The organism is Bacillus sp. FJAT-28004 (genome assembly GCF_001280845.1).
Taxonomy (GTDB): domain Bacteria; phylum Bacillota; class Bacilli; order Paenibacillales; family Paenibacillaceae; genus Pristimantibacillus.
The window spans coordinates 639,188-660,429 of record NZ_LGHP01000001.1 but is presented as its reverse complement, the minus strand read 5'-3'; the positions used below and the strand labels follow the sequence as shown (position 1 = coordinate 660,429).

The following is a 21,242-nucleotide window of genomic DNA, read 5'->3' as shown; positions in this document are numbered from 1 at the left end:
CCTGCACGGACACACGCCCTTCCCCATATTGTAGTATTACAACAAGTTAGGCCTGGGGAAGGAGAACGATATGTATGCCACAGTGGCTGTGCAATCAAATGATGCGTGCATTTCAGAAAAAAGATCGCAGACAAATTAAGCTGCTTAATGACTGCTGGTATTTCTACCGAAACAAACAAGGTCTGAAGGAAGATGAAATGGGCACCGAATTTCAGTAATGTAATGGAGCTCTGCCCAACCACATAACCGTATACGGCTGCTGCCATTCTTATAAGGGATACGCTCATTTAAACGGTGAAATAAATGTAGAATGTCAATGAGCACTCCTAACTACTTATCATTAAAATAACAAAAGCGACCCTCATCTTCTGAGGGTCGCTTTTTGTTATTGATTAGTTACGATTAAATTAGAATTTGTTGAAAAAAGTGACGTCATCAACCGATAAACGCGTTGTTTCTCGTCCTTCTACAGCCGCTTTGCCGATTGGCAGCATCAATGTCGGCAAATAACGATCCGAGATATTAAACAATTCCATCACTTGATCACGGTTATAGCCGCCCATAGGAACGGAATCATATCCTTTCGCACGAGCTGTCAGCATAAGTTGCATCGCCACAAGGCCTGTGTCAAATACAACGATTTCTTTCAAACGCTCTGCCGGCAAAGATGAGTACATCTTCGTAGAGTTCGCAATAAAGTTGTTGCCCACTTCTTCAGTCATAAAACCTGCTTGGATCGCTGATCCATAAATTTTCTCGGATAAAGTGTACATTTCCAAATCAGCTAGAACAATAACAATCGCAGATGCAGCAGCAACCTGCTTTTGATTAAATGCGATTGGAAGCAGTTTTTGCTTCAATTCTGGATCCGTTACGACAAGGAAACGCCAAGGCTGCATATTGGATGAGGATGGTGCTTTGATTGCAGTTTCTAAAATGTCTCTGATTTCTTCCTCAGAAATGACTACGCTGCTGTCATATTCGCGAACGGAACGACGGCTATTTAAAACGTTAAAGAATGTTGCATCCAGTTGCTCATTCGTTTGAGCTTTTTCTTGTGAAGCACTTTGAGTTGTTGACATATGGTTCCCTCCAAAGGAAATTATTTTATCTGTGCCAGATTCTACTCAGTTAATCTCACGAATATACTGTGCTTCGCCCAGCACAGTTAATGAAAGATAAACTGTATCATTTATATACACAGTATAGGTCGTGTCGTTACATTTGTCAATTGACTAACTTTAATAAATTTAATTACTTTCTAAGAAGAATTAGGCAATGTTTTTTCTGCCAGCTGCGCAATTGTAAACTGTTGCAGTGTTTCGATCGTTTTCTGTTCAATTTCGTTTGCAATATCCATGAATGCTGATTTCATGCTCATGCCAGCTTCATGCAAGCTGATCGTGTCCAGCATGCCGCTGCAAAGCGGTTCTCCTACTTTGAGGGCGGTGTACACCTCTGCTAGCGATATCGTCTCTGGAGGGCGCTTCAGTCTATATCCTCCATCACGGCCTTCTCTCGTTTCAATTAACTGTCCGGCTGCCAGCTTAGCCAGCACTTTACGCAATTGTGTTGCTTCAGAGTTCAAGCAACCGGCAATGGCTGCACTTGGGTAGCATTCCGACTTGCGCGATAAAATAACGAGTGCTTGCAATGCGAGCCCAAACCATTTTGAATGGGCAGATCCGCTTACCTTTTCTGTTTTCATAGTCATCTCACTCCTTTTGTAGGGTAGTTGGCGATGCCCATGCACTTGATAAATTATAAAGGGCTTGCCTCATAACAGGCAAGCCCTTTATATGGAAAACGTTAGTTAGGCTTGCGCATACTCAAGCTAACGCGTCCTTTTTTTGAATCGACGCTAAGTACCCATACGGTCACTGTATCGCCGACAGACACGACATCCATCGGACGTTTAACGAACTTATCGCTGAGCTGAGAAATATGAACGAGTCCATCGTTTTTGATGCCAATATCGACAAACGCGCCAAAATCGATGACGTTGCGCACCGTCCCATGAAGTTCCATTCCTGGAGTCAGATCCTCGATATTGAGCACATCCGTATGGAAAATCGGAGGAGGCAGCTCTTCACGCGGGTCGCGCCCCGGACGAAGCAGGCTGTCCATAATGTCCCGCAAGGTAGGTACACCGACTCCAAGCGTTGGCGCGATACGATCTGCGTCAAGCTCAGCAAGCTTCGTTCTCAGCTCCTCTGAGCCTAACTGCTTAAGTCCAAGGCCAAGCTCACTAAACAGCTTGTCTACCACCTCATAAGACTCTGGGTGAATAGGCGTGCTGTCTAATGGATTGACTGGTTCAGCAATTCTCAGGAAACCAATACATTGCTCATACGATTTTGCGCCTAGGCGCGGTACCTTCTGCAACTGGTTGCGTTTAATGAATCGTCCATTCTCATCACGGTATTTAACAATATTTTTCGCTATCGTAGCGTTGATGCCCGCCACGTAGGATAACAATGATGCTGAAGCTGTGTTCACATCAACGCCTACATGGTTGACGGCAGATTCAACTACGCCGCCAAGCGTCTCATCCAACCGCTTTTGACTAACGTCATGTTGATATTGCCCAACTCCAATTGCCTTTGGCTCGATTTTTACGAGCTCTGCAAGCGGATCCTGCAATCTACGGGCAATCGATACTGCGCTGCGCTCTGCGACATCAAGCGTTGGAAACTCCTCCTGAGCGAGTTTAGAGGCCGAATAAACGCTTGCGCCTGCTTCATTGACGATTATGTACTTAAGATCAGAGCCGCCCGCTCCGGCCGCTTTACGCTTGCCTATCAAGGTAGCAATAAATTGTTCCGTCTCACGTGAGGCTGTACCGTTGCCAATGACGATCAATTCCACTTTATATTTATCAATTAAACCATTTATAAGTTTTTCTGCTTCAGCTACCTTGTTGTTTGGAGGCGTAGGATAGGATACAGCAACCTCCAGCAGTTTGCCAATATCATCAATGACCGCAAGCTTGCATCCCGTACGAAATGCAGGGTCAACACCGAGCACGATATTGCCGCGAACCGGCGGCTGCAGCAGCAGATTGCGCAAGTTTTCAGAGAAAATTGAAATCGCATGCTCTTCTGCCTTCTCTGTCAGTTCACCACGAACCTCACGTTCAATAGATGGCGAGATAAGTCGCTTATAAGAGTCTTCAATGACTGTTACAAGCACATCACGTACGGATTGCGCTGTGCCGTTTCTAAGCAGCTTTCTCTGGATATGCTCATGAATGCGTTCCGTTGGAACATCGAATGCAACGCGCAGTACATCCTCACGCTCAGCACGATTAATTGCAAGGACACGATGTGGCGGCAGCTTTCGAACTGGCTCCTGATAGCTGTAATACATTTCATAAACCGTTTCTTCCGCCGCATTTTTAGCTTCTGTCTTAATTATCGCTTGATCGAAAGTGAATTTACGTACCCATGCGCGAATGGAAGCATCATCCGCAATATTTTCGGCGATGATGTCCGAAGCTCCATTTAAAGCATCCTGAGCGGTCGGTACACCTTTTTCTACATTCACATAACGGGCTGCTTCAACAAGCGGATCACCGCTGCGTGGCTGTGACCATAACCACTCCGACAGAGGCTCCAGTCCTCTTTCCTTCGCTACGCTGGCACGAGTCTTGCGTTTTTGCCGGTATGGTCGATACAAATCCTCAATCTCTTGCAGCTTGACCGATTGTGTAATCGCCGTACGCAGTGCTTCAGTTAGCTTGCCTTGCTCATCTATTAGACGAATAACCTCGCGCTTGCGCTCTTCCAGGTTCCGCATATATTGCAGCTTCTCTTCGATTGCTCTTAAATCATTTTCATCCAGCTCACCTGTCATCTCTTTGCGATAACGAGCGATAAATGGAATGGTGTTGCCTTCATCAAGCAAACCAACTGCCGATTTCACTTTTGTTACCGGGATCGATAACTGCGCAGCAATGCCAGTAATAATCCGCTGACTTTCAGCTGCTTTCTGTTCTGCTGTCAACTTCGATTTCCCAACATTCTCTTCTGCATCATCTGTAAAATGCTGTACCTTCGTATCTGTCAAACGTCATGCCCCTTCCTCATGCTTCATGCTCCCGTATAAGGGTTGTTCGCCATCTCAAAACCTATCGTCGTACGACCGCCATGTCCTGGATATACAATGACTTCTGGGCTTAGTTTGTACAGCTTCAAACGAATGGAGTCATATAAATCCCGTTCACGTCCACCGGGCAGGTCCGTTCGGCCAACCGACATTTTGAACAGCACATCGCCTGAGAACAAATGATTGCCATGCAGGAAGCTGACGCTGCCAGGAGAATGCCCTGGCGTATGCATGACTTTGAAAGATAAGCCAAGCAGCGATAAAGTTTGTCCTTCCGCCAATGCATATTCAGCAGCATCTGTTGAGAGCGGAGGCGTTACATCCTGCCATCTCATTGAACCATTTTTACGCGGATCTGTTAGCCAATCTGCCTCCAAATCATGTATGTACACAGGGCAATTAGCGAGCTTTCGCAATTCATCCACTCCGCCCATATGGTCGAAGTGGGCGTGAGTTAGAAGGATTGCCTCGACCTTAACGCCATTTAGGCGCTCAATCAGCTTGCGTGGATTCATTCCTGGATCAATGACGATGGCGCGTTCCTTCGGCTCTTCACCATCGCTAGAAGCAGGCTCCTTCACCGTAATGAGATAAGCATTGGTTTGCAAAGGGCCTAATGTAAATGTCTCAATTCGCATATTCTCACTCATAATCGCTTAAAATGACTCCAACAAAGTGCGGAGTTCTTTCACAATAATGGATTGATATGCGGTTCCTTCTCCATAACGACGGCCAATTTCTTGCCTTGTTACCGCAAGCTTCTCTTGATAGTCGGATGCTTCACGGTCTGGATTTTCTTTTTTAAACGCAAGCATAGCTTCCTGAACATGAGTCGGACGCGGTCCCCATTGACCCAGTACTGCTCCGCCAGTATCTGCAACGATAACGACAGGTACAGAACGGCCGCCCAGTGTCAAAAATTGATCCATCGTATCGAGATGCTCTTCCATAATAAGCACTTCAGTCGGTACACCGCTGTTCTCAAGCACCTTGAACACAACAGGTATATTGCGCACAACATCGCCACACCAATCAGCCATCAGAATCAATACGCGGAGATCATCACGGTTATTAAGCGATTCGAAGTATTCCTTGTCACTCTCATCGGTCCAAACGAACTTTTCCGACCAATCCAAAAACTGCTCTTTATTTTTGGTCATGCCGTCAATGAATTGTTGCGGGCTAATACCTTTACCCAGTTTATCTGCAATGCTTTTGCTCATATGAATCCCTCTTTCGTCTATTTAATGGGTACTCCTCAGAAAACTATGCAAGGTTGACTGTTCCATTATACCGATTTGCGGCGTGAGCGTACAAATTTGAAAAGCACATAAACGATAAGCAGCGCAATTGCAATCAAGATGGCTGGCTGTACATAAGGCGCAGCTTTCTCATCGATTTTATCCCAATTCTCACCTAGCGATTTTCCTAAATAAATAAATAAAATAGACCAAGGCAGTGAAGCAAGTGCAGTTAGAAGTGTAAATAGACCAAAATTCATTCTTGCCATACCCGCTGGGATTGAAATAACTTGTCTCATAACTGGAACAAAGCGAGCTGTGAACACGATGCCTACACCATACTTATTAAACCAGTTTTCTGAAATATCAACGTGCTTTTGCTTGATTTTAATATATTTCCCGTACTTCTCGACGATTGGACGTCCGCCATATCTTCCAATCCAATATAAAATCCAGTTTTGTCCGATCGCACCAAGTGTACCGAACGCTACAGCGCCCCAGAAGGAAATATCCCCCTTCCATACTAGGTAACCTCCAAAGCCCAACACAATTTCACTTGGTATAACTTCAATTAATAGACCGATCAAAATGCCAAAGTACCCTAAGCTCTCTACCCATTGCAATACATTGTCCAAAATTTCATGAATAAAATCCATTTCTGTTCTCAATCCGCCTTCCTGCATAAAATATGGCTTTCACTTGCTATTACTGCGCTGAAGCTATTCTAACATACGATACAGACAACCTTCCACTTTTGTCATGTGCTGACAAGCCCCTGCATAGACTAGCCTTAAATGATACGAATAGATGAGGTGAGCGTTTCATGTCAAAGGTTTTTATTGTAAGTAAACGACAGATTCAACTGTTTATTGTAGTAGCTGTCCTAATCGTATTTACCGGCGTTTACTTAAGCTGGGACAGATCAAAGGAGGCAGCTGGACAACCAGCAGAGCCGCGAATCTTCCAGATTGTTACAGTTGAGTACAAATCACAAACCGCTGACGGCAAAGAGCATGAAATGTACCGCTGGGATCCGGGTCAGATTGTTGTCCAAAAAGATGAGCTAACCGAACTGCATATTACCGGAGTAAGTGGAGATAGTCATCCTTTTGTCGTGGAAGGCCTTGACATTAAGGGCGAAGTGATAAAAGGCAAAACGACGATTGTACGATTCACTGCCAAAAAAGAAGGTACTTATCCTATTTTATGCTTGACCCATACTGATATGCGCCATGGCGGTCCAATGGTTGGCTATATCACTGTGGATTGAATGTAATAAGCAGGCAAACAGCTTAAACGTGTGACCTCCTCCTCCCCAGGCGCATACATATGGGTTAGAGAGGAGTCGGTTTACAATGAAAGCTAATGCGCCAAAACATACAGCCGGCTTACCGACTGCGCGTAAAATTCGCAGAGCCTGCAGCAACGAGCTGTACCGCACCGTGAAGCGGATGAAGATTTGGATACCCAAGGAGAAGATGGAGCAGGCTGAGACTCTTTATTTTAAAAAAGTTATTGTCAACTTGATTTGGGTCCACGAAAATAGAAACAACCGGAAGCTCCAAGCCGATTGGTGGGAAGAGAATGTTAGTACTGAGATTGCAGAGCTATGGGAAGTAGATCGCACTCAGCTTTGTATCGCCTTTAGAGAAGCATTTGGCGGGTAATGCCGCTCAAGTTCTCCAAGTGAATGAATGGTACAAAGTCCTAAAAGAGGCTACCCCATCATGAATCGGGATAGCCTCTTGTCTTTTTTATGAAACTGCTTGATCATGTGACGACTAACTTTCTTCCTTCAATCGATCACAGGATACCGTTTTTGTGTTCACGGGATTATTGCCTACCATAACGGTTGCCATCCCATTCGACTCATCAACATTTTCAATCCAGACAGAATCCTCATCCAGATTAACTTTGAATGTCTGCTCCGATTCGTATATTTGCTTCGCTCGTGCTACGTCCATATTGCCTTCCCCTCCTGTCTTTTTCAATAAATACATTCTATTGGTTTTTTATTATCTGGATTCGTGCTCCATCGTATCGGTCGTTGATTCGTCAATAAGGCCATTTTGCAGCGTCACATTGCCGCCGCCCAATCCTTCATTTACCATCCTGTCGATATCCATAAAATAATCATCTCGACCCTCGTGCTTCGGATCTGCCCCTTGTTTTTGCTCATTGTTTGCATCGGTCACAGTAATACCCTCCCAATTGTTTTTGCGAATACTTATAACTTGTACTGCTGAGTTCGCATTCGCGGCGGTAATGACATCATGTTTTAGCCACCTTCGAAAAATATGCCCGAAAACGTAGCCAAGCATGCATCGCTCACAGCAGCGGCGACAACATGCGAACTAAAGCTTCTGCTGCCTTTTGCCGAGACGGACGATTCATAAAAATCCTTTTATCCAATTCCCGGCTATGCTTCAAATCCTCCATAAAATCGGTTTCCAGCCTTTTAATCGTCCCTTCATCAAAAAGCACTGCGTTCAGCTCAAAATTACTAAGCAAGCTGCGCATATCCACATTCGCCGTTCCAACAGTTGCCAGCAATTGATCTACGATCATTACCTTCGAGTGAATGAATCCCTTCTCATAACGGTAAACCTTTACTCCCGCTTCAAGCATCTCCTCCATATAGGATAAAGTGGCTAGCAGTACGAGCTTGGAATCCGCAATGCCGGGAATGATCAGTCTCACATCTACTCCGCTGAGCGCCGCTGTTCTGAGACTCATTAGCAGACTCGCATCAGGAATAAAATAAGGCGTGGTTATATAAATCCTATTGGACGCTGCTGTTATCGCAGCAAACATAACCTCGTCAATCTTATGAGCATGTTGTCCGGGTATGCTTGAAACCATTAGAACTCGTTCATTTCCTAGGCAATGATGCGGGGGCATATACGTTTTACCATCCAGCTCTTCTTTAGCGGCGAAGGCCCAGTCGTTCATGAACAACTCCTGCAAGTAATAAACAGAGTCGCCTTTCAAACGCAAATGAGTATCCCGCCAGAAACCGAGCTTCGGATTCTTGCCTAAATATTCATCACCGATATTGATACCACCGATAAAACCAACCTTCCCATCTACAACAACGATTTTACGATGATTGCGATAATTTAATTTTCTGTCAAAGAAGGCGATTCGCGGCGGCAAGAAGCAGCTCGTCCGAACCCCTGCAAGGTGAAGCTCTTTTATATATGCTTCACTTAAATGCAAGCTGCCTATCCCATCATAAACAACTCGAACCTGTACTCCATCCTTCGCTTTATTTGTAAGCACCTGCAAAAAACGCCTGCCAATTTCATCATCACGAATCGTGTAATAATCCATATGTATATGATGGGTCGCTTGTTCCAGCTCACTAAATATCGCTTCATAGGTGTCGTGACCGTTATTCAGAACTAATGCTTCATTATTACACGTAATCGGAAACGGAGCTAAGCCAGTAAGCATTGCAAAAAGTTTCTTATGTCTCTCAATCTGCTCATTCCCCATGTCTGCTGCCTCTAAAGCCTTCTTCGATAATTGGTTCGCATAGCGTATAGCCTCCTGCTTAAATCGTTCCATACGCCTGCGTCTTACAAAGTCTTTGCCAAGCATGACATAGGCAATAAAACCTATAATCGGGAACAAAAAAGCAATGAGAAGCCATGCTGTTAACTGTGCCGGACGACGATGCTCCATCACGAATACGGCGGCTAATTGTAAGACATATAAGAATAATAATACTGCCAGCCATATGAACCCAATAGCCAAAATAACACCTCGTTTTCTCCTTACCCAGCGGAATCTGACAAGTCCCTCTAGTTTGAACGCATGCTTAGGAACGTATTCTTATAAAATGAAAAAAAGCCCGCCGATTATTTATAATCGGACGAGCTTAAGCGATGTTTAGAGTAATGATTGGAGTGAGTGGATTATTGCTTCGTTGTCACGCCGGCATTATTGTTTTCAATATGAGTAAGGATAAGGCGATGCATGCTAAGCCTTCTTGTTATAAACTGCGGCAGAAGGCGGTAATTCATGCCTAACTTATAGCCAATCAGCTTAGCTGCCGATTCAGCGATCAGCTTAGGAATCAGATGCCATTTGCGAGTTCGATTGAGCTCATTCAGCTGCAGTTTAACGAGCTTTGAGCCTGCCTTGCCTACCGCGCTATAAGGCGTGATCCATGTATTGCAGCGCATAGAAATTCCATTATCAAAATAACGCTTGAATTGCTGGCTAATCGAATAGTCATGTGAATGAAACACGACAGCCTCTGCGCAGTAGGCAACCTTATTGCCCGTTAAGACGCATTTTGCAGCCATAAACAAGTCCTCATTAAAAATGACAGGCTCCTGAAATCGTCCCATCGACTCAAAAGTCTCACGCCAAATAGCTGAGCATACATTGGAGCAAAAAAACGTCTTTATACCAAGTTGCTCAATATCCTCATATGCTTTCAATTGCGACTCGGCCGGATAGTTATGCTGCCTTGCTAGACGCTCCAGTACATTTGCTCCTGGTCGAGGCAATTGCCTCGCATAAGCATATGCAACATTATTTGCGGAGAGAAGTGGGCGTGTGAGTTCCTTAATTAGCCTATCGTCATAAGGGAGAGCATCCTGCGTCATAAATAGTAAAATATCGCCTCGCGCTTGCATCGCTGCAACGTTACGCGTGCCGCCGTGATCGAAATCGCTGCGTTCAACACTCATGACTTGTGCGCCAGCCTTGAGCGCCCGCTCCTGCGTCCCATCGTCTGAGCAGGAATCTATAATGATGATTTCATAAGGAGGAAGAGACTGCCGCTGCAATCGCTCTAACAGCTCCTCCAGCTCTGGCCCTGCATTTAATGTAGGAATAATAATCGATACTCGGTATGCTGAATCGCTGTTAGTAAGCATTTTTGTTAATCAAGCCCTTCAGTACCGTTTTAAAAATAATTTTAAGATCAAAGAAAAAAGTCCAATTTTCAATATAAAAAATATCAAACATAATGCGGTCTTGTATGGAAGTATCGCCTCTTAAGCCATTGGTTTGTGCCCAGCCTGTTATCCCAGGTCTAATCTGATGCTTAACCATATATTTAGGAATTTCTTCTTTGAACTGATTAACAAAATATGGCCGTTCCGGTCTTGGTCCAACAACGCTCATATGACCAAGCAGTACATTAAAAAACTGCGGCAGCTCATCCAGACTCGTGCGACGCAGGAAGCTACCAAATTTGGTGCGGCGCGGATCGTTCTCCACTGTCCACTGCGTGTTGGATACGGTATCCGTCGATACATGCATAGATCGGAACTTAAACATATGGAAGGTTTTGCGATCGAGCCCCATTCGTTCCTGCTTGAACAATACTGGACCAGGCGAGGTCAGCTTAAGTCCTATAATGGTAAACAGCATAATGGGTGAAGTTATAAGAATCGCAACTAATGAAAAAGCGATATCGAACCAACGTTTCAATATACGATTGCTTAGCTCATCGAGCGGAATATCTCTTACATTAATAAGCGGGATGCCGGCAAAATTATCAAAAAATGGCCGCGCCGGCAGCAGATCAAAGAAATCAGGGATGATCAGCGTCTTAACGCCAGTCCGCTCACAAATTTCAATAATTTCCGCATACTTTGCATGAGCTTCGAGAGGCAGAGCAATGATTACTTCATCAATAGGCATCTTATCCAGCTTCTGCTTTAAAGCGTCAAGCCTGCCGATAATCGGCTTCATATATTGATGCTCAAGTGCATGCTCCTCTTGATAATCATCCAGAAAACCGACAACCTCATAACCAAGATCCGGATGCTGCTGTAGGTTCGAATAAAAACTGCGTCCCACTGAGCCCGCACCAACGATAAGTACAAAACGTTTATTAAAGCCTTTGCGCCGGAAAGAAGCGAGGATCGATTTCACCCAATATCGGTAAGACGCAATGGCAATAAAATTCATGAAAAAGAAAATCGCTAGAAATTCTCGAGATATATGTACTTCACGCGTGAAGAAGAACAAGCTGAGCAATCCAAGAAAGCTGATCGTTTGAATCTGTAAAATACGCAGCACTTCGTAGGAATAATTTTTACGTCGTTTTGGCGAATAAAACTGAAAGTAAAAGCCTATTAGCACTGCTGAAAATGAATAAATCGTTCCCCATAATAAATAGGTTGAGAACGATACGGAGTTATAGCTTGGCAGCAAGCCGCTATAAAATTTAAGCCAATAAGCGGCCATAAAAACGACCAATGTGCAGGATAAATCCGCCAACATATATAATTGCGTCAAAAACCGTTGGTTTTGCCTTAGCATTCGCCGTGTTCACCCGCATTCTCTTAAAATTCGACTCTATCTGCATTGTACCAAAAATAGGATGCAAGGAGAACCCTGTATTTGTCATCCAAAATAATTATTTGATGGGATTAATCCGTTGTTTTTGTTTAACCTTATTTTGAATCCATTTGCGTTTCTCGAGCATACTTGGAAGCAACTTTACAATAGTAGACCAACATCGTAACAATCCAGGCTCCCGCAAAATAATATAACCAAGCTTCACGGTTTCTGTTGCGAGTATCAACGGCCCAATCAATAGGGAGTGCCAACCAATAGGTTCGTTTTTTATTAGGGTGAAAAAACGGTTTTGATAGGAATGCTGACGTACAAAAAGCGGAACATTGCTTCTACTTCCCTTTTTCCACCCTCTATGATGAAGCGCATTCGCAGCAGGTATGTAATAAGAGGTCCAACCTAGCTTCTTCGCTCGCCATGCCACATCTACGTCTTCCTTATATGCAAAAAAATGCTCATCAAAAAACTCACCGTCAAACTCGATATCACGAATCATAGCCGTTCGATATACCGCTGCCGCACCAGATACACCAAATACAGCTTGTGTTGTATTCCAGTCAACTGCCTGATCTCCTGCGGCAAGATCATATGCATTTCGAGTGCGTTTCATTCCTATCCCAGCACTATCCATGACTTCTTTATTAGACGCAAAAACAAGCCGTCCGGTTGCACTTCCAACCGTCGGCTTTTGTTCCATAAAACCAATAATTTCTTTTAAATAATTCGGGTCCAACGTCACATCCGGATTCAGAACAAGAACATAATCCGAGCTTGTTTCACGAATAGCTTGATTTTGGCCGCCGGCAAACCCATTGTTCACTTCGTTCGCTATGAAATGAACCTGCTCTGCAAAAGGCTTCACTTGTTCAGCCGTTCCATCGGTTGAGGCATTATCGATGACGACAATGCGCTCTACAGGGATGCTTTGCTTCTGAACCGCTTGCAAACAGGTCTGGATGTCTTTCGCACTATTATAGGTCACGATACAAACGCTAACTGTTGGCATTACATTTATCACTCACTGTCTTTGAGATAGTGGTTAAGTGCTTCTCTCCACGGACGAAGCATGTTAAGTCCGTTACTGCGAATAGCAGTATGATCCATAACCGAATATGCAGGTCTCGGCGCTGGTCTTGGGAAGTCAGCAGTCGTGCAAGGCTCTACTAAAATAGCGGTGCCGCTGTCGTCAAAAATAGCATTAGCAAATTCAAACCAAGAGCAAACTCCGCTATTTGATGCATGGTAAATACCAAAATAATCAGTTTGAACAAGCTCTAGCAAAAAAGCTGCAAGATCATAGGTGTAAGTTGGCGATCCGATTTGATCTGCAACTACTTTGAGCTTATCGCGTTCTCCTGCCATTTTCAGCATCGTTTTCACAAAATTGTTGCCGTATTTCCCGTATACCCATGATGTCCGAACGATGTAGAAGCGATCATGAAGAGTCTGAACTGCTTGTTCACCTGCATATTTCGACTTTCCATACACCGTTTGAGGATTGATCCGATCGTACTCATTGTAAGGGACATTGCTGCTTCCATCAAAAACATAATCGGTGCTTATATAACAAAGCTTTGCACCGATCTCACGAGCAGCTACCGCTACATTGCGTGTTGCAGCTGCATTCACACGAAAAGCCTCGTCCGGCTCGGACTCGGCTTTATCTACTGCTGTATAGGCAGCGCAGTGTATGACAACATCAGGGCGATGAATCGAAAATAAATTTCGGCATGCAGGGAGACTCGTAATATCAAGCTCACTACGACTTAATCCGATGATTTCTGCGGTATCCGTCGTCCACTGCGTTAATTCTCGACCGAGCTGCCCATTCGCTCCAGTAATAACGATTTTTAATTTAGACATATTATTCTTTCGCCTCCAGGCGATCCTTGTACTGGGTGTCGTAGTACTGTTGATACGAGCCTGATGCAACCTGCTCCATCCACTCCGTATTGCTTAGATACCAACGAATCGTTTCCTTGATTCCATCCTCATAGTTGAACTTCGGCTGCCAGCCTAATTCATTACGGATCTTGTCTGCATCAATCGCATATCTGCGGTCATGACCAAGACGATCCTTCACATAAGTGATAAGCGTCTCCGGCTTGCCGAGTTCTTCAAGAATGGTACGAACAACCTGCAGATTGTTTCGCTCGTTGCGTCCACCTACATTGTAAACTTCACCATTAACGCCTTTATGCAAAACCAGATCAATGGCGCTGCAGTGATCCTCTACATACAGCCAATCGCGCACATTAAGTCCGTCGCCGTATACTGGGAGCGGCTTATCTTGAAGCGCGTTCTGGATCATCAATGGAATTAGTTTCTCAGGGAACTGATATGGACCATAGTTATTGGAGCAGCGTGTTATATTGACGTTTAATCCGAACGTTTCGTGATAAGCCCTAACGAGCAGATCCGCTCCAGCTTTGCTTGCAGAATAAGGACTATTTGGCGCAATCGGTGTATCTTCAGTGAAAAGACCAGTCTCGCCCAGCGTACCGTACACTTCATCCGTAGAAACTTGTACAAATTTAGTTACGTTATATTGCTTTGTGAGATCTAGCAGCGTCTGAGTACCAAGAATGTTCGTTTGTACGAAAATCTCCGGATGCAAAATACTGCGATCCACATGTGATTCTGCTGCAAAGTTAATGACAGCATCCACGCCTTGTTGGAACAATGGCTCTAATTCACTTCGTTGCGCAATATCTGCTTTCACGAAGGTATGTTTAGAATGCTGCTCAATCGAGCGCAGGTTTTCGAGATTGCCCGCGTAGGTGAGCGCATCAACATTAATGATTTCGTAATTTGGATAGTTCTTAATCATATATAATACAAAGTTGCTGCCAATAAAGCCGGCACCGCCGGTAACTAGTAATTTCACGAATCTAACTCACCCTTCATATACAAAGTTGATTTCCGCATCAGCAAGCACTGGATGCTTGCCATCCTTATCCGATAAAATCGGTGTCGATGTCGGCCAGTCGATTGCAAGTAGCGGATCGTTCCAGGCGATGCCGCGGTCGTGTTCGGGGGAGTATAGGGCATCAACCTTATACTGAACCTCACTATTTGGAACGAGCGTACAAAATCCATGTGCAAAGCCCTGTGGAACAAGCAACTGACGTTTATTGGCTGCACTCAGAATAAAACCTTGCCATTGTCCAAATGTTGGTGAGCCTCTACGAATATCAATTACAACATCGTAGATTGCCCCGGCAGTAACACGAACGAGTTTTGTTTGCGCTTTAGGAGACAATTGATAGTGCATGCCTCTAAGTACACCGGCTTCTACTGATAGGGAATGGTTGTCTTGAATAAAAGCGTATGGAATTCCATTGGCACGGGCTACTTCTTCATTATAGCTTTCCATAAAGAAACCACGGTGATCACCAAATACGGCAGGTTCTAGCAACTTAACTCCTGGAAGCTTCGAATCTATTATTTTCATATGTCACCTATTTTTTTATAATTTTAGTTTACCGAATTCTTCGCCAAACGTAAGTTCTTTCGCAAGCTCATTTGCTTTCGTCAACGAAGCATGAGTACCCGCATCCGTCCACCATCCGTGGAGAATATCATAACTAAGCTCGCCTGCTTCAATATATGCATTATTTACATCCGTAATTTCAAGCTCTCCGCGACCTGATGGTTTAAGCGTTTTAACGATTTCAAAAACATTACTATCATACATATATATACCTGTAACTGCGTAGCTGCTCTTTGGTTGTTTAGGTTTCTCTTCAATAGAAACGATCTTATCCCCATCCAATTCAGGTACACCATAACGCTGAGGATCGTGAACCTCTTGAATAAGAATTTTTGCTCCCTTATTTTGCTTTTTAAAGTTGCTGACGAATGGAGCAATACTGTCATCAAATACGTTATCACCTAGAATAACGACCATTTGGTCGCCATTCACAAAATTTTCAGCCAATCCGAGTGCCTGTGCGATTCCACCTGCTTCGTCCTGAACTTTATATGTAAAAGATACACCGAATTCATGGCCACTACCGAGTAAATTCACAACATCTCCCATATGATCTTTACCAGTAACAATGAGGATATCGATGATATCCGATTCTTTAAGCTTTGCAATAGAATGAAATATCATAGGGTACTTCCCTACTGGAAGTAAGTGTTTATTTGTTACTTTTGTAAGTGGGAATAGACGTGAGCCTGTTCCTCCTGCAAGAATTATACCTTTCATATAAACCTCCCGATAAAATATTTAAACGTGTCATTAATAAGGTCAATCTGAATCCTAAAGTAGTTTTCAAGGTATATTAGTCTATGATTCACTCTCTGAATTTTCTTGCAATTTTTAATTCCTTCAATTGTACCTTCATAAAAATCTTTCCCATAACCGCGTCGATGATATGATACATTTTTCCAAATAATTCCTATTAATAAAAAAGGGAAATTAAGTATGAGCTGAATATATGGCATATTCTTATAAAACAAATAAATGTTATTTCTAGCGCTTAATCTTACTTTAAACGAATTAATACCTTTTTCTCCTCCACCACTCGTTGCACTTCCTATATGGTATACCTTTGCTTCAGGACAAAATAGATTTACAAACCCGTAAATTTTAGCTCTATATCCAATGTCTACATCTTCTAAATATGCAAAGAATGTTTCGTCAAAGTAACCTATTTGATCTAACATGCTTTTTCGATAAATAGCTGCACCAGCACAAGCACTAAAAACTTGTTCTTGCTTAGTAAACTGACTGACCGGTTTACCATCACCTCTTTTATATGCCCAACCAATTAGTGTAAGTCCGTCACCAGCATCATCTATAAACTGTTTATTATTGCATTGAATCATTTTACTACTCACTGAAAAAACACCAGGATTGTTTTCAATAGAATCTATCAAACTATTTAACCAACCGTCACATACTTCTGTATCGTTATTTAACAAAATTATGTAATCACTATTCGCAGCACGAATTCCTTCATTTACTGCACTTGAAAAACCATAATTTTTATCTAATACAATTAGTTTGATGAATGGGTAAGTTGACTCAATAAATCGAACACTGTTATCAGTAGAAGAATTATCCACAATAATTACTTCATCCAGACTAACATCTACTTCTTTAGATAAAGCACTTAAACAATTAGCCAAATACTCTAACCCGTTATAATTTGGAATAATAATTGTAGACCTCATTTTTCGCCTCTTATCATAAATGCCTTTTATCATAGACCAAACCATCGCTTATAATGTGTAAAAACAGATATCTCGTCAGATAAACAATAGGTATCTTCAACTAAAAATAATTGTTTTATCTCTTCAGAGACCAAATTATCAAAGATCATTATAGAATCTAATAATTTCTCAACAACACTTTTTGAAGTAGGCATCTCTAAAATGAGATCCCCTTGTATCTTAAGAACATCCTCAAAATACTGCTCTATTCCATCCATTATTTCTTTAAGATTCTCAAAATTTTGCTGTGCAAACCCCTTAACTCCGAAGTTAGGGATCAATTTCCCATCCATATCTTTAATGAAATTAATAAATTGGCCTTGATCTGAGGTCAGTATGCTTTCTAAAATTAACTGATATTTATAAACTGCACTCTTAGATGTAAGATAATTTTCGTTTTCACCGAAATATCCATTCATAATATTCCCACTAAAAGCAGTACCTTTAGAATTATTACTTGTTACAAAATAATAACCACTTGTTGATTGATTTAACAACTTCGATAAGTATAGTTGTATACTTCCTGAATATCCAACATCTACAATAGCATTCTTTTTACCATCAAGTTCATATGATTTACAATATTCTAAATAAACTGCTCTTTCTTCTTCAGCAATTGCTAAGATCTGTTCAGTATATTTTTCAATTAGATTCTTTACATTCTCAATGTCATCAGGCATATTTATCTTTTTATCAAGATCTGCATTGTTCAAAATCAACCCAAATCTAACTTTCAACAAATCACTGATTGTACCCTCGAACGGCGTTTGTAATAAGTAATATATATCTTCTATATTCTTCAAGCTCGCAACTGAAGCAGCTCGTCTTGAAGTTAAGAAATAAATACTAGAAATATCATTTAGTTTCGCACTTGTTTTCAAATTAGAATAAGATTTGTCAAATAATTTTTTAAGTAGAAAACCCTCTCTAGCAAGAAATAAAACATTATCAATTTCATCTTCTTTAGTTTTCTTAATCAGCCAAATGACAAAGTGCAATAGAATAGGTCCGAAAATTATGTATCCTAATTTATTCAAACTTGTAATTTGATAAACACCATTAGTATTAGAAAGTTTAAATGGACTATTAAACTCCTTAGCAACAATAGGCCCGATTAATGCCGAATCTCCCCAATTATCATTCATCAAAACTTCTTTTCCAATATAATTCCCAAAGTCAGTATTATAAAACATATTAGCACCATTCATTACATGATAAGTAAGTAGTCCTTTATCTTCAGGAATTTGAACATCAGAATGTTCATTATCACCTATATGAAGAGTTTTTCGACCCTCATAGTTGCTTTTGAAATAATCCCACATTTGTCCGTTATCTTTTCTCTTTTGCAATTTTGAAGATACTAATAATTCATCATAATAATTAATATTACACTTTGCTAACATTCTCTCAATTGTTTTCACATCTAAGTACATATCACTAATTAATATGATTCTTTTATTTTTAATACGTGAATAATTTAAAATCTCAATGACTTCTTTTCTTGGCATACAAAGTTTAATTTCATTATCAATCTCAATATATTTCAATTTTTCACATAGGCTAGGAGCTAAATCATATAGTTGAGACATTTTTTCGTATATCTCATCAATAGAGCAATCTCCAATATAATTTTTACTCTTCCTTACCTCAGATTCCGCTTCTTTTCTCATATTAATATAATCAATTGGATTTCCAAAAAATGATTCATTTTCTTTTGCAATCATTTTGAATACAGTATCCGGTGAAAGTAGTGGACGAGTTATTAATGTATCAAATATATCAAAAGTAATAATATCGATGCCATCGATAATATCTTTTAATTCATTCAGTTTCCTAGGCCAGTATTGCATTAAATTACGACTTCCCTTGTTAAATCTACACACATCATTCAATACATTTATTTCGGCATAGCCATTTCCTGTACTTGTTACAATAGGTATAATAGCTCTTTCAATAGCATGAGCAATAGTACCATCGATTTGTTTATTTTCCTCATCAAAATCATTATAAGTCAAACCTAGATCAAACAATGGTTTAAGTGCTTCTACTTTAGCCCAAAACATAGTGCCCGCTGGAAAATCAATATACTGTGAGAAATCATGTTTTATTCCCATCCTACTTAACAAACTGGAACCAATCATTTTATTTGAAAGCCAAGTGTGCGCCCAATAAGGAATAGATTGATAAGTTTCAGGATAAATTAATCCTAACTCCTTGTGACTATTAAATAATGAAAAAAGCTTTTTTATCACTAACTGGTTCCCGAATAAGTTATCTAGCAAATGTTTTCGCCAACCATCTTGTTGAGTACCTGTATATAATGATTTCTTCGAGTGAACGTGGCTCACATAATTATATTCTGATAGATATTCTCCAAAATCAACAAACATGGGTGCAACATCTCTTCCACGGTTCGGTGTTACCTTAACCATTATTTTTTTCAAATGTTGTATACTACTTAATTTCTTTTCAACTTCTATCTTTTTATCCTCATGTTGAATAGAAACATAAAGATCAAAGTCATAAGGAATATTACAAAAATACTCAAAGAACTCATCCAATAAATCTACGTAATACAAATGCAAATGAACAGCGATTTTACCCGGTTGCTCATTAAAATTTTCCACAGACCCAAACGTAGAATCACCTAATAATCCAAACTTGTTCTCCTGTAATGTTAATTCCCTTTTAGATTCAAGCCAGATTTTATACATTCCTGTGTTTTTAATCAAAAAACTCATCTTTTTATATATCATATCTTTTATCTTTTGTTTAGTTTCTTTATTAACAGGAAAATAATGATACGTTGTTTTGACAATTTTTTTTAATATTTTTTTAATAAACGCAATAAAAGCTTTAATGTTCCTAGCTGTATATCTAAGAGGAGATGTAATTCTCCATGATTCTGAACGAATCAAACTATTAATTGTTTCGTTTAATTCTGTATTAACAGATAGTATATGATTTCTTTCATGAAACAAATTGTTTCTTTCGTTAATAGTTTGATTAACCAAATTCCTCAATGAAACAACTTCGTTGTTAAAATCCGCTAACATACTCTCCGCATTTTCGTGAAGCTTTTTATTTTCCAACATTATTTTTTCATTTGATTCTAGCAGTTCTATTTTTTCAGTTTCTAAATTCACTAGTTTAGATAAAACAGAATCTGAGATATTATTAAATTTACTTTCTATACGATCTAATTGTCTTTGTTCTTTTAAAGTAGATTCTAGTGTATTAACTCTATACATCATTTCTTGAAATATTGAATTCTCATCTAATATAGTTATATCTCCAGTTACTATTATCCTATCCACTCTACCGTATGTATTAATAATTTCATATTGAGGCATATAATCATGAAACTCATCATAACCTTCACGGCTACTCCATGCATTTAAAGGTGTTAAAGAAAGTTTTGGAAATACATTGGAGATATTCAATTTCACAATTCGATCTTGTAAAGGGATCCATTTATAACGAATTACACCTTGTAATTGATTTAAATTAATAAATTCCACTCGAAATTCATTTCCCTTTATAATCAAATCAGCAAACACAGTTATATCCTTATGATAACCTTCACCAAAATCAACCAATAGTTTACTTGTAAAATTAGGATTTTCTTTAAAAATCATCATATTCCCAAAAGAGTCAAGATGAGGAATATCTGTTTCCGAGCATACTGCTACGATGTATTTTCTGTTGATATTTGTAAGATCTTTCGGATCAATTAGTTTATACTTGGTATTAGTTTTCATATTATTATCTACATGGTTAAGTACGCTAAGAGTTTCAAATCCTTGATTGAACATCTGAACGTTTGCAAAGTATTTAGTTAAAAACAACTGAAACTCATTAAAGTAAAACTCTTTGATATGGAAACTATTTCTGAACTTTGGTACATCAGAATAATTGAGCTTGTCAGGAGTAGAAATTATTAAAATTCCATTTGGTTTTAGTAATCTCTTTATTTCATTCATAAAACTTACTTGAATCTCTTCATTCACATGCTCTATGGTCTCAAAACTTACTACAACATCAATAGAATGACTTGGCAATGGGATTTTTTCTATGCTTGCTTCAATAAACTTCGTATTCGATGTACCATATTCTTCTTCCGCTAATTTAATTGATTCATTAGAAATATCAATTCCATATACAAACTGTGCAAAGTCAGACATTAGAGAAGTACCGTAACCAACACCACAAGCAGCATCAAGGACTACTTTATCTTTTATCAGTTCAAGGACTGAATAATATCTTTGTTTATGCTCAATTTCTATTTCTCCAGAAGCTATCTCTGGTACGAAGCGTTCCCCTGTAAACTCCATAATTACCTCCAAA

Annotated in this window: 21 protein-coding genes; 3 read left to right on the top strand and 18 right to left on the bottom strand. The window is 40.6% G+C overall.

Going from position 1 to position 21,242, the window contains the following annotated elements:
* Positions 1-74: 74 nt before the first annotated feature.
* On the top strand, positions 75-218 hold the full coding sequence (gene cmpA / locus AC787_RS33615; RefSeq protein WP_152970569.1) for a cortex morphogenetic protein CmpA: 144 nt from the start codon (positions 75-77) through the stop codon (positions 216-218).
* 189 nt (positions 219-407) lie between these two features.
* On the opposite strand, the gene AC787_RS02675 is transcribed toward cmpA, so the two are convergent.
* The 6 genes from AC787_RS02675 to AC787_RS02650 form a co-directional block, all read right to left on the bottom strand.
* The gene (locus AC787_RS02675; protein ID WP_082360606.1) at positions 408-1,082 is read right to left on the bottom strand and encodes a nitroreductase family protein; all 675 of its coding nucleotides are present in this window, start codon (positions 1,080-1,082) and stop codon (positions 408-410) included.
* 179 nt (positions 1,083-1,261) lie between these two features.
* Positions 1,262-1,708 (bottom strand): RrF2 family transcriptional regulator, encoded by a 447-nt coding sequence (locus AC787_RS02670; RefSeq protein ID WP_054023380.1) that lies wholly within the window; start codon positions 1,706-1,708, stop codon positions 1,262-1,264.
* A 101-nt stretch (positions 1,709-1,809) separates the two neighbouring features.
* Positions 1,810-4,068, bottom strand: coding sequence for a Tex family protein (locus AC787_RS02665; RefSeq protein WP_054023379.1), 2,259 nt, complete (start codon positions 4,066-4,068; stop codon positions 1,810-1,812).
* Between the two features lie 23 nt (positions 4,069-4,091).
* Positions 4,092-4,757 (bottom strand): MBL fold metallo-hydrolase, encoded by a 666-nt coding sequence (locus AC787_RS02660; protein WP_414730929.1) that lies wholly within the window; start codon positions 4,755-4,757, stop codon positions 4,092-4,094.
* 6 nt (positions 4,758-4,763) lie between these two features.
* A complete protein-coding gene (locus tag AC787_RS02655; RefSeq protein WP_054023378.1) occupies positions 4,764-5,330 on the bottom strand; it encodes a thioredoxin family protein in 567 nt (188 codons plus the stop codon).
* Between the two features lie 65 nt (positions 5,331-5,395).
* Positions 5,396-6,004: a DedA family protein gene (locus AC787_RS02650; RefSeq protein WP_054026858.1), complete on the bottom strand. Its 609-nt coding sequence runs from the start codon at positions 6,002-6,004 to the stop codon at positions 5,396-5,398.
* A 167-nt stretch (positions 6,005-6,171) separates the two neighbouring features.
* Between AC787_RS02650 and AC787_RS02645 the strand changes: the two genes are divergently transcribed.
* Both AC787_RS02645 and AC787_RS02640 read left to right on the top strand, forming a co-directional pair.
* On the top strand, positions 6,172-6,618 hold the full coding sequence (locus tag AC787_RS02645; RefSeq protein WP_054023377.1) for a cupredoxin domain-containing protein: 447 nt from the start codon (positions 6,172-6,174) through the stop codon (positions 6,616-6,618).
* An 85-nt stretch (positions 6,619-6,703) separates the two neighbouring features.
* Positions 6,704-7,015, top strand: a complete 312-nt coding sequence (locus tag AC787_RS02640) for a hypothetical protein (protein WP_054023376.1) — start codon at positions 6,704-6,706, stop codon at positions 7,013-7,015.
* A 114-nt stretch (positions 7,016-7,129) separates the two neighbouring features.
* Here AC787_RS02640 and AC787_RS02635 read toward each other — a convergent pair whose 3' ends face one another.
* From AC787_RS02635 to AC787_RS02580, 12 genes are all read right to left on the bottom strand, one after another.
* Complete coding sequence (locus AC787_RS02635) at positions 7,130-7,312, bottom strand: H-type small acid-soluble spore protein (RefSeq protein ID WP_054023375.1); 183 nt, start codon at positions 7,310-7,312, stop codon at positions 7,130-7,132.
* 51 nt (positions 7,313-7,363) lie between these two features.
* Positions 7,364-7,543, bottom strand: a complete 180-nt coding sequence (locus tag AC787_RS34345; protein WP_054026857.1) for a hypothetical protein — start codon at positions 7,541-7,543, stop codon at positions 7,364-7,366.
* Between the two features lie 133 nt (positions 7,544-7,676).
* Positions 7,677-9,107 (bottom strand): cardiolipin synthase, encoded by a 1,431-nt coding sequence (gene cls / locus AC787_RS02625; RefSeq protein WP_235560886.1) that lies wholly within the window; start codon positions 9,105-9,107, stop codon positions 7,677-7,679.
* A gap of 161 nt (positions 9,108-9,268) precedes the next feature.
* Entirely contained in the window at positions 9,269-10,240 is a 972-nt protein-coding gene (locus tag AC787_RS02620) for a glycosyltransferase family 2 protein (protein WP_054023374.1), read from the bottom strand.
* Positions 10,230-11,636 (bottom strand): undecaprenyl-phosphate glucose phosphotransferase, encoded by a 1,407-nt coding sequence (locus AC787_RS02615; RefSeq protein WP_054023373.1) that lies wholly within the window; start codon positions 11,634-11,636, stop codon positions 10,230-10,232. Before AC787_RS02615 ends, AC787_RS02620 begins: the two co-directional genes overlap by 11 nt.
* 97 nt (positions 11,637-11,733) lie before the next feature.
* Positions 11,734-12,678 carry a glycosyltransferase family 2 protein gene (locus AC787_RS02610; protein ID WP_054026855.1) on the bottom strand — a complete coding sequence of 315 codons (945 nt, stop codon included), beginning with the start codon at positions 12,676-12,678 and terminating at the stop codon, positions 11,734-11,736.
* An 8-nt stretch (positions 12,679-12,686) separates the two neighbouring features.
* Positions 12,687-13,535, bottom strand: a complete 849-nt coding sequence (gene rfbD / locus AC787_RS02605; RefSeq protein ID WP_054023372.1) for a dTDP-4-dehydrorhamnose reductase — start codon at positions 13,533-13,535, stop codon at positions 12,687-12,689.
* Position 13,536: 1 nt separating this feature from the next.
* Positions 13,537-14,559, bottom strand: coding sequence for a dTDP-glucose 4,6-dehydratase (gene rfbB / locus AC787_RS02600; protein WP_054023371.1), 1,023 nt, complete (start codon positions 14,557-14,559; stop codon positions 13,537-13,539).
* 9 nt (positions 14,560-14,568) lie between these two features.
* Complete coding sequence (rfbC, locus tag AC787_RS02595; protein ID WP_054023370.1) at positions 14,569-15,126, bottom strand: dTDP-4-dehydrorhamnose 3,5-epimerase; 558 nt, start codon at positions 15,124-15,126, stop codon at positions 14,569-14,571.
* Positions 15,127-15,141: 15 nt separating this feature from the next.
* On the bottom strand, positions 15,142-15,885 hold the full coding sequence (locus tag AC787_RS02590; protein WP_054023369.1) for a sugar phosphate nucleotidyltransferase: 744 nt from the start codon (positions 15,883-15,885) through the stop codon (positions 15,142-15,144).
* Positions 15,882-16,856, bottom strand: a complete 975-nt coding sequence (locus AC787_RS02585; protein WP_054023368.1) for a glycosyltransferase family 2 protein — start codon at positions 16,854-16,856, stop codon at positions 15,882-15,884. The genes AC787_RS02590 and AC787_RS02585 overlap by 4 nt, the downstream gene beginning before the upstream one ends.
* 29 nt (positions 16,857-16,885) lie before the next feature.
* Positions 16,886-21,229 (bottom strand): HAD-IA family hydrolase, encoded by a 4,344-nt coding sequence (locus AC787_RS02580; RefSeq protein ID WP_054023367.1) that lies wholly within the window; start codon positions 21,227-21,229, stop codon positions 16,886-16,888.
* Positions 21,230-21,242: the final 13 nt, after the last annotated feature.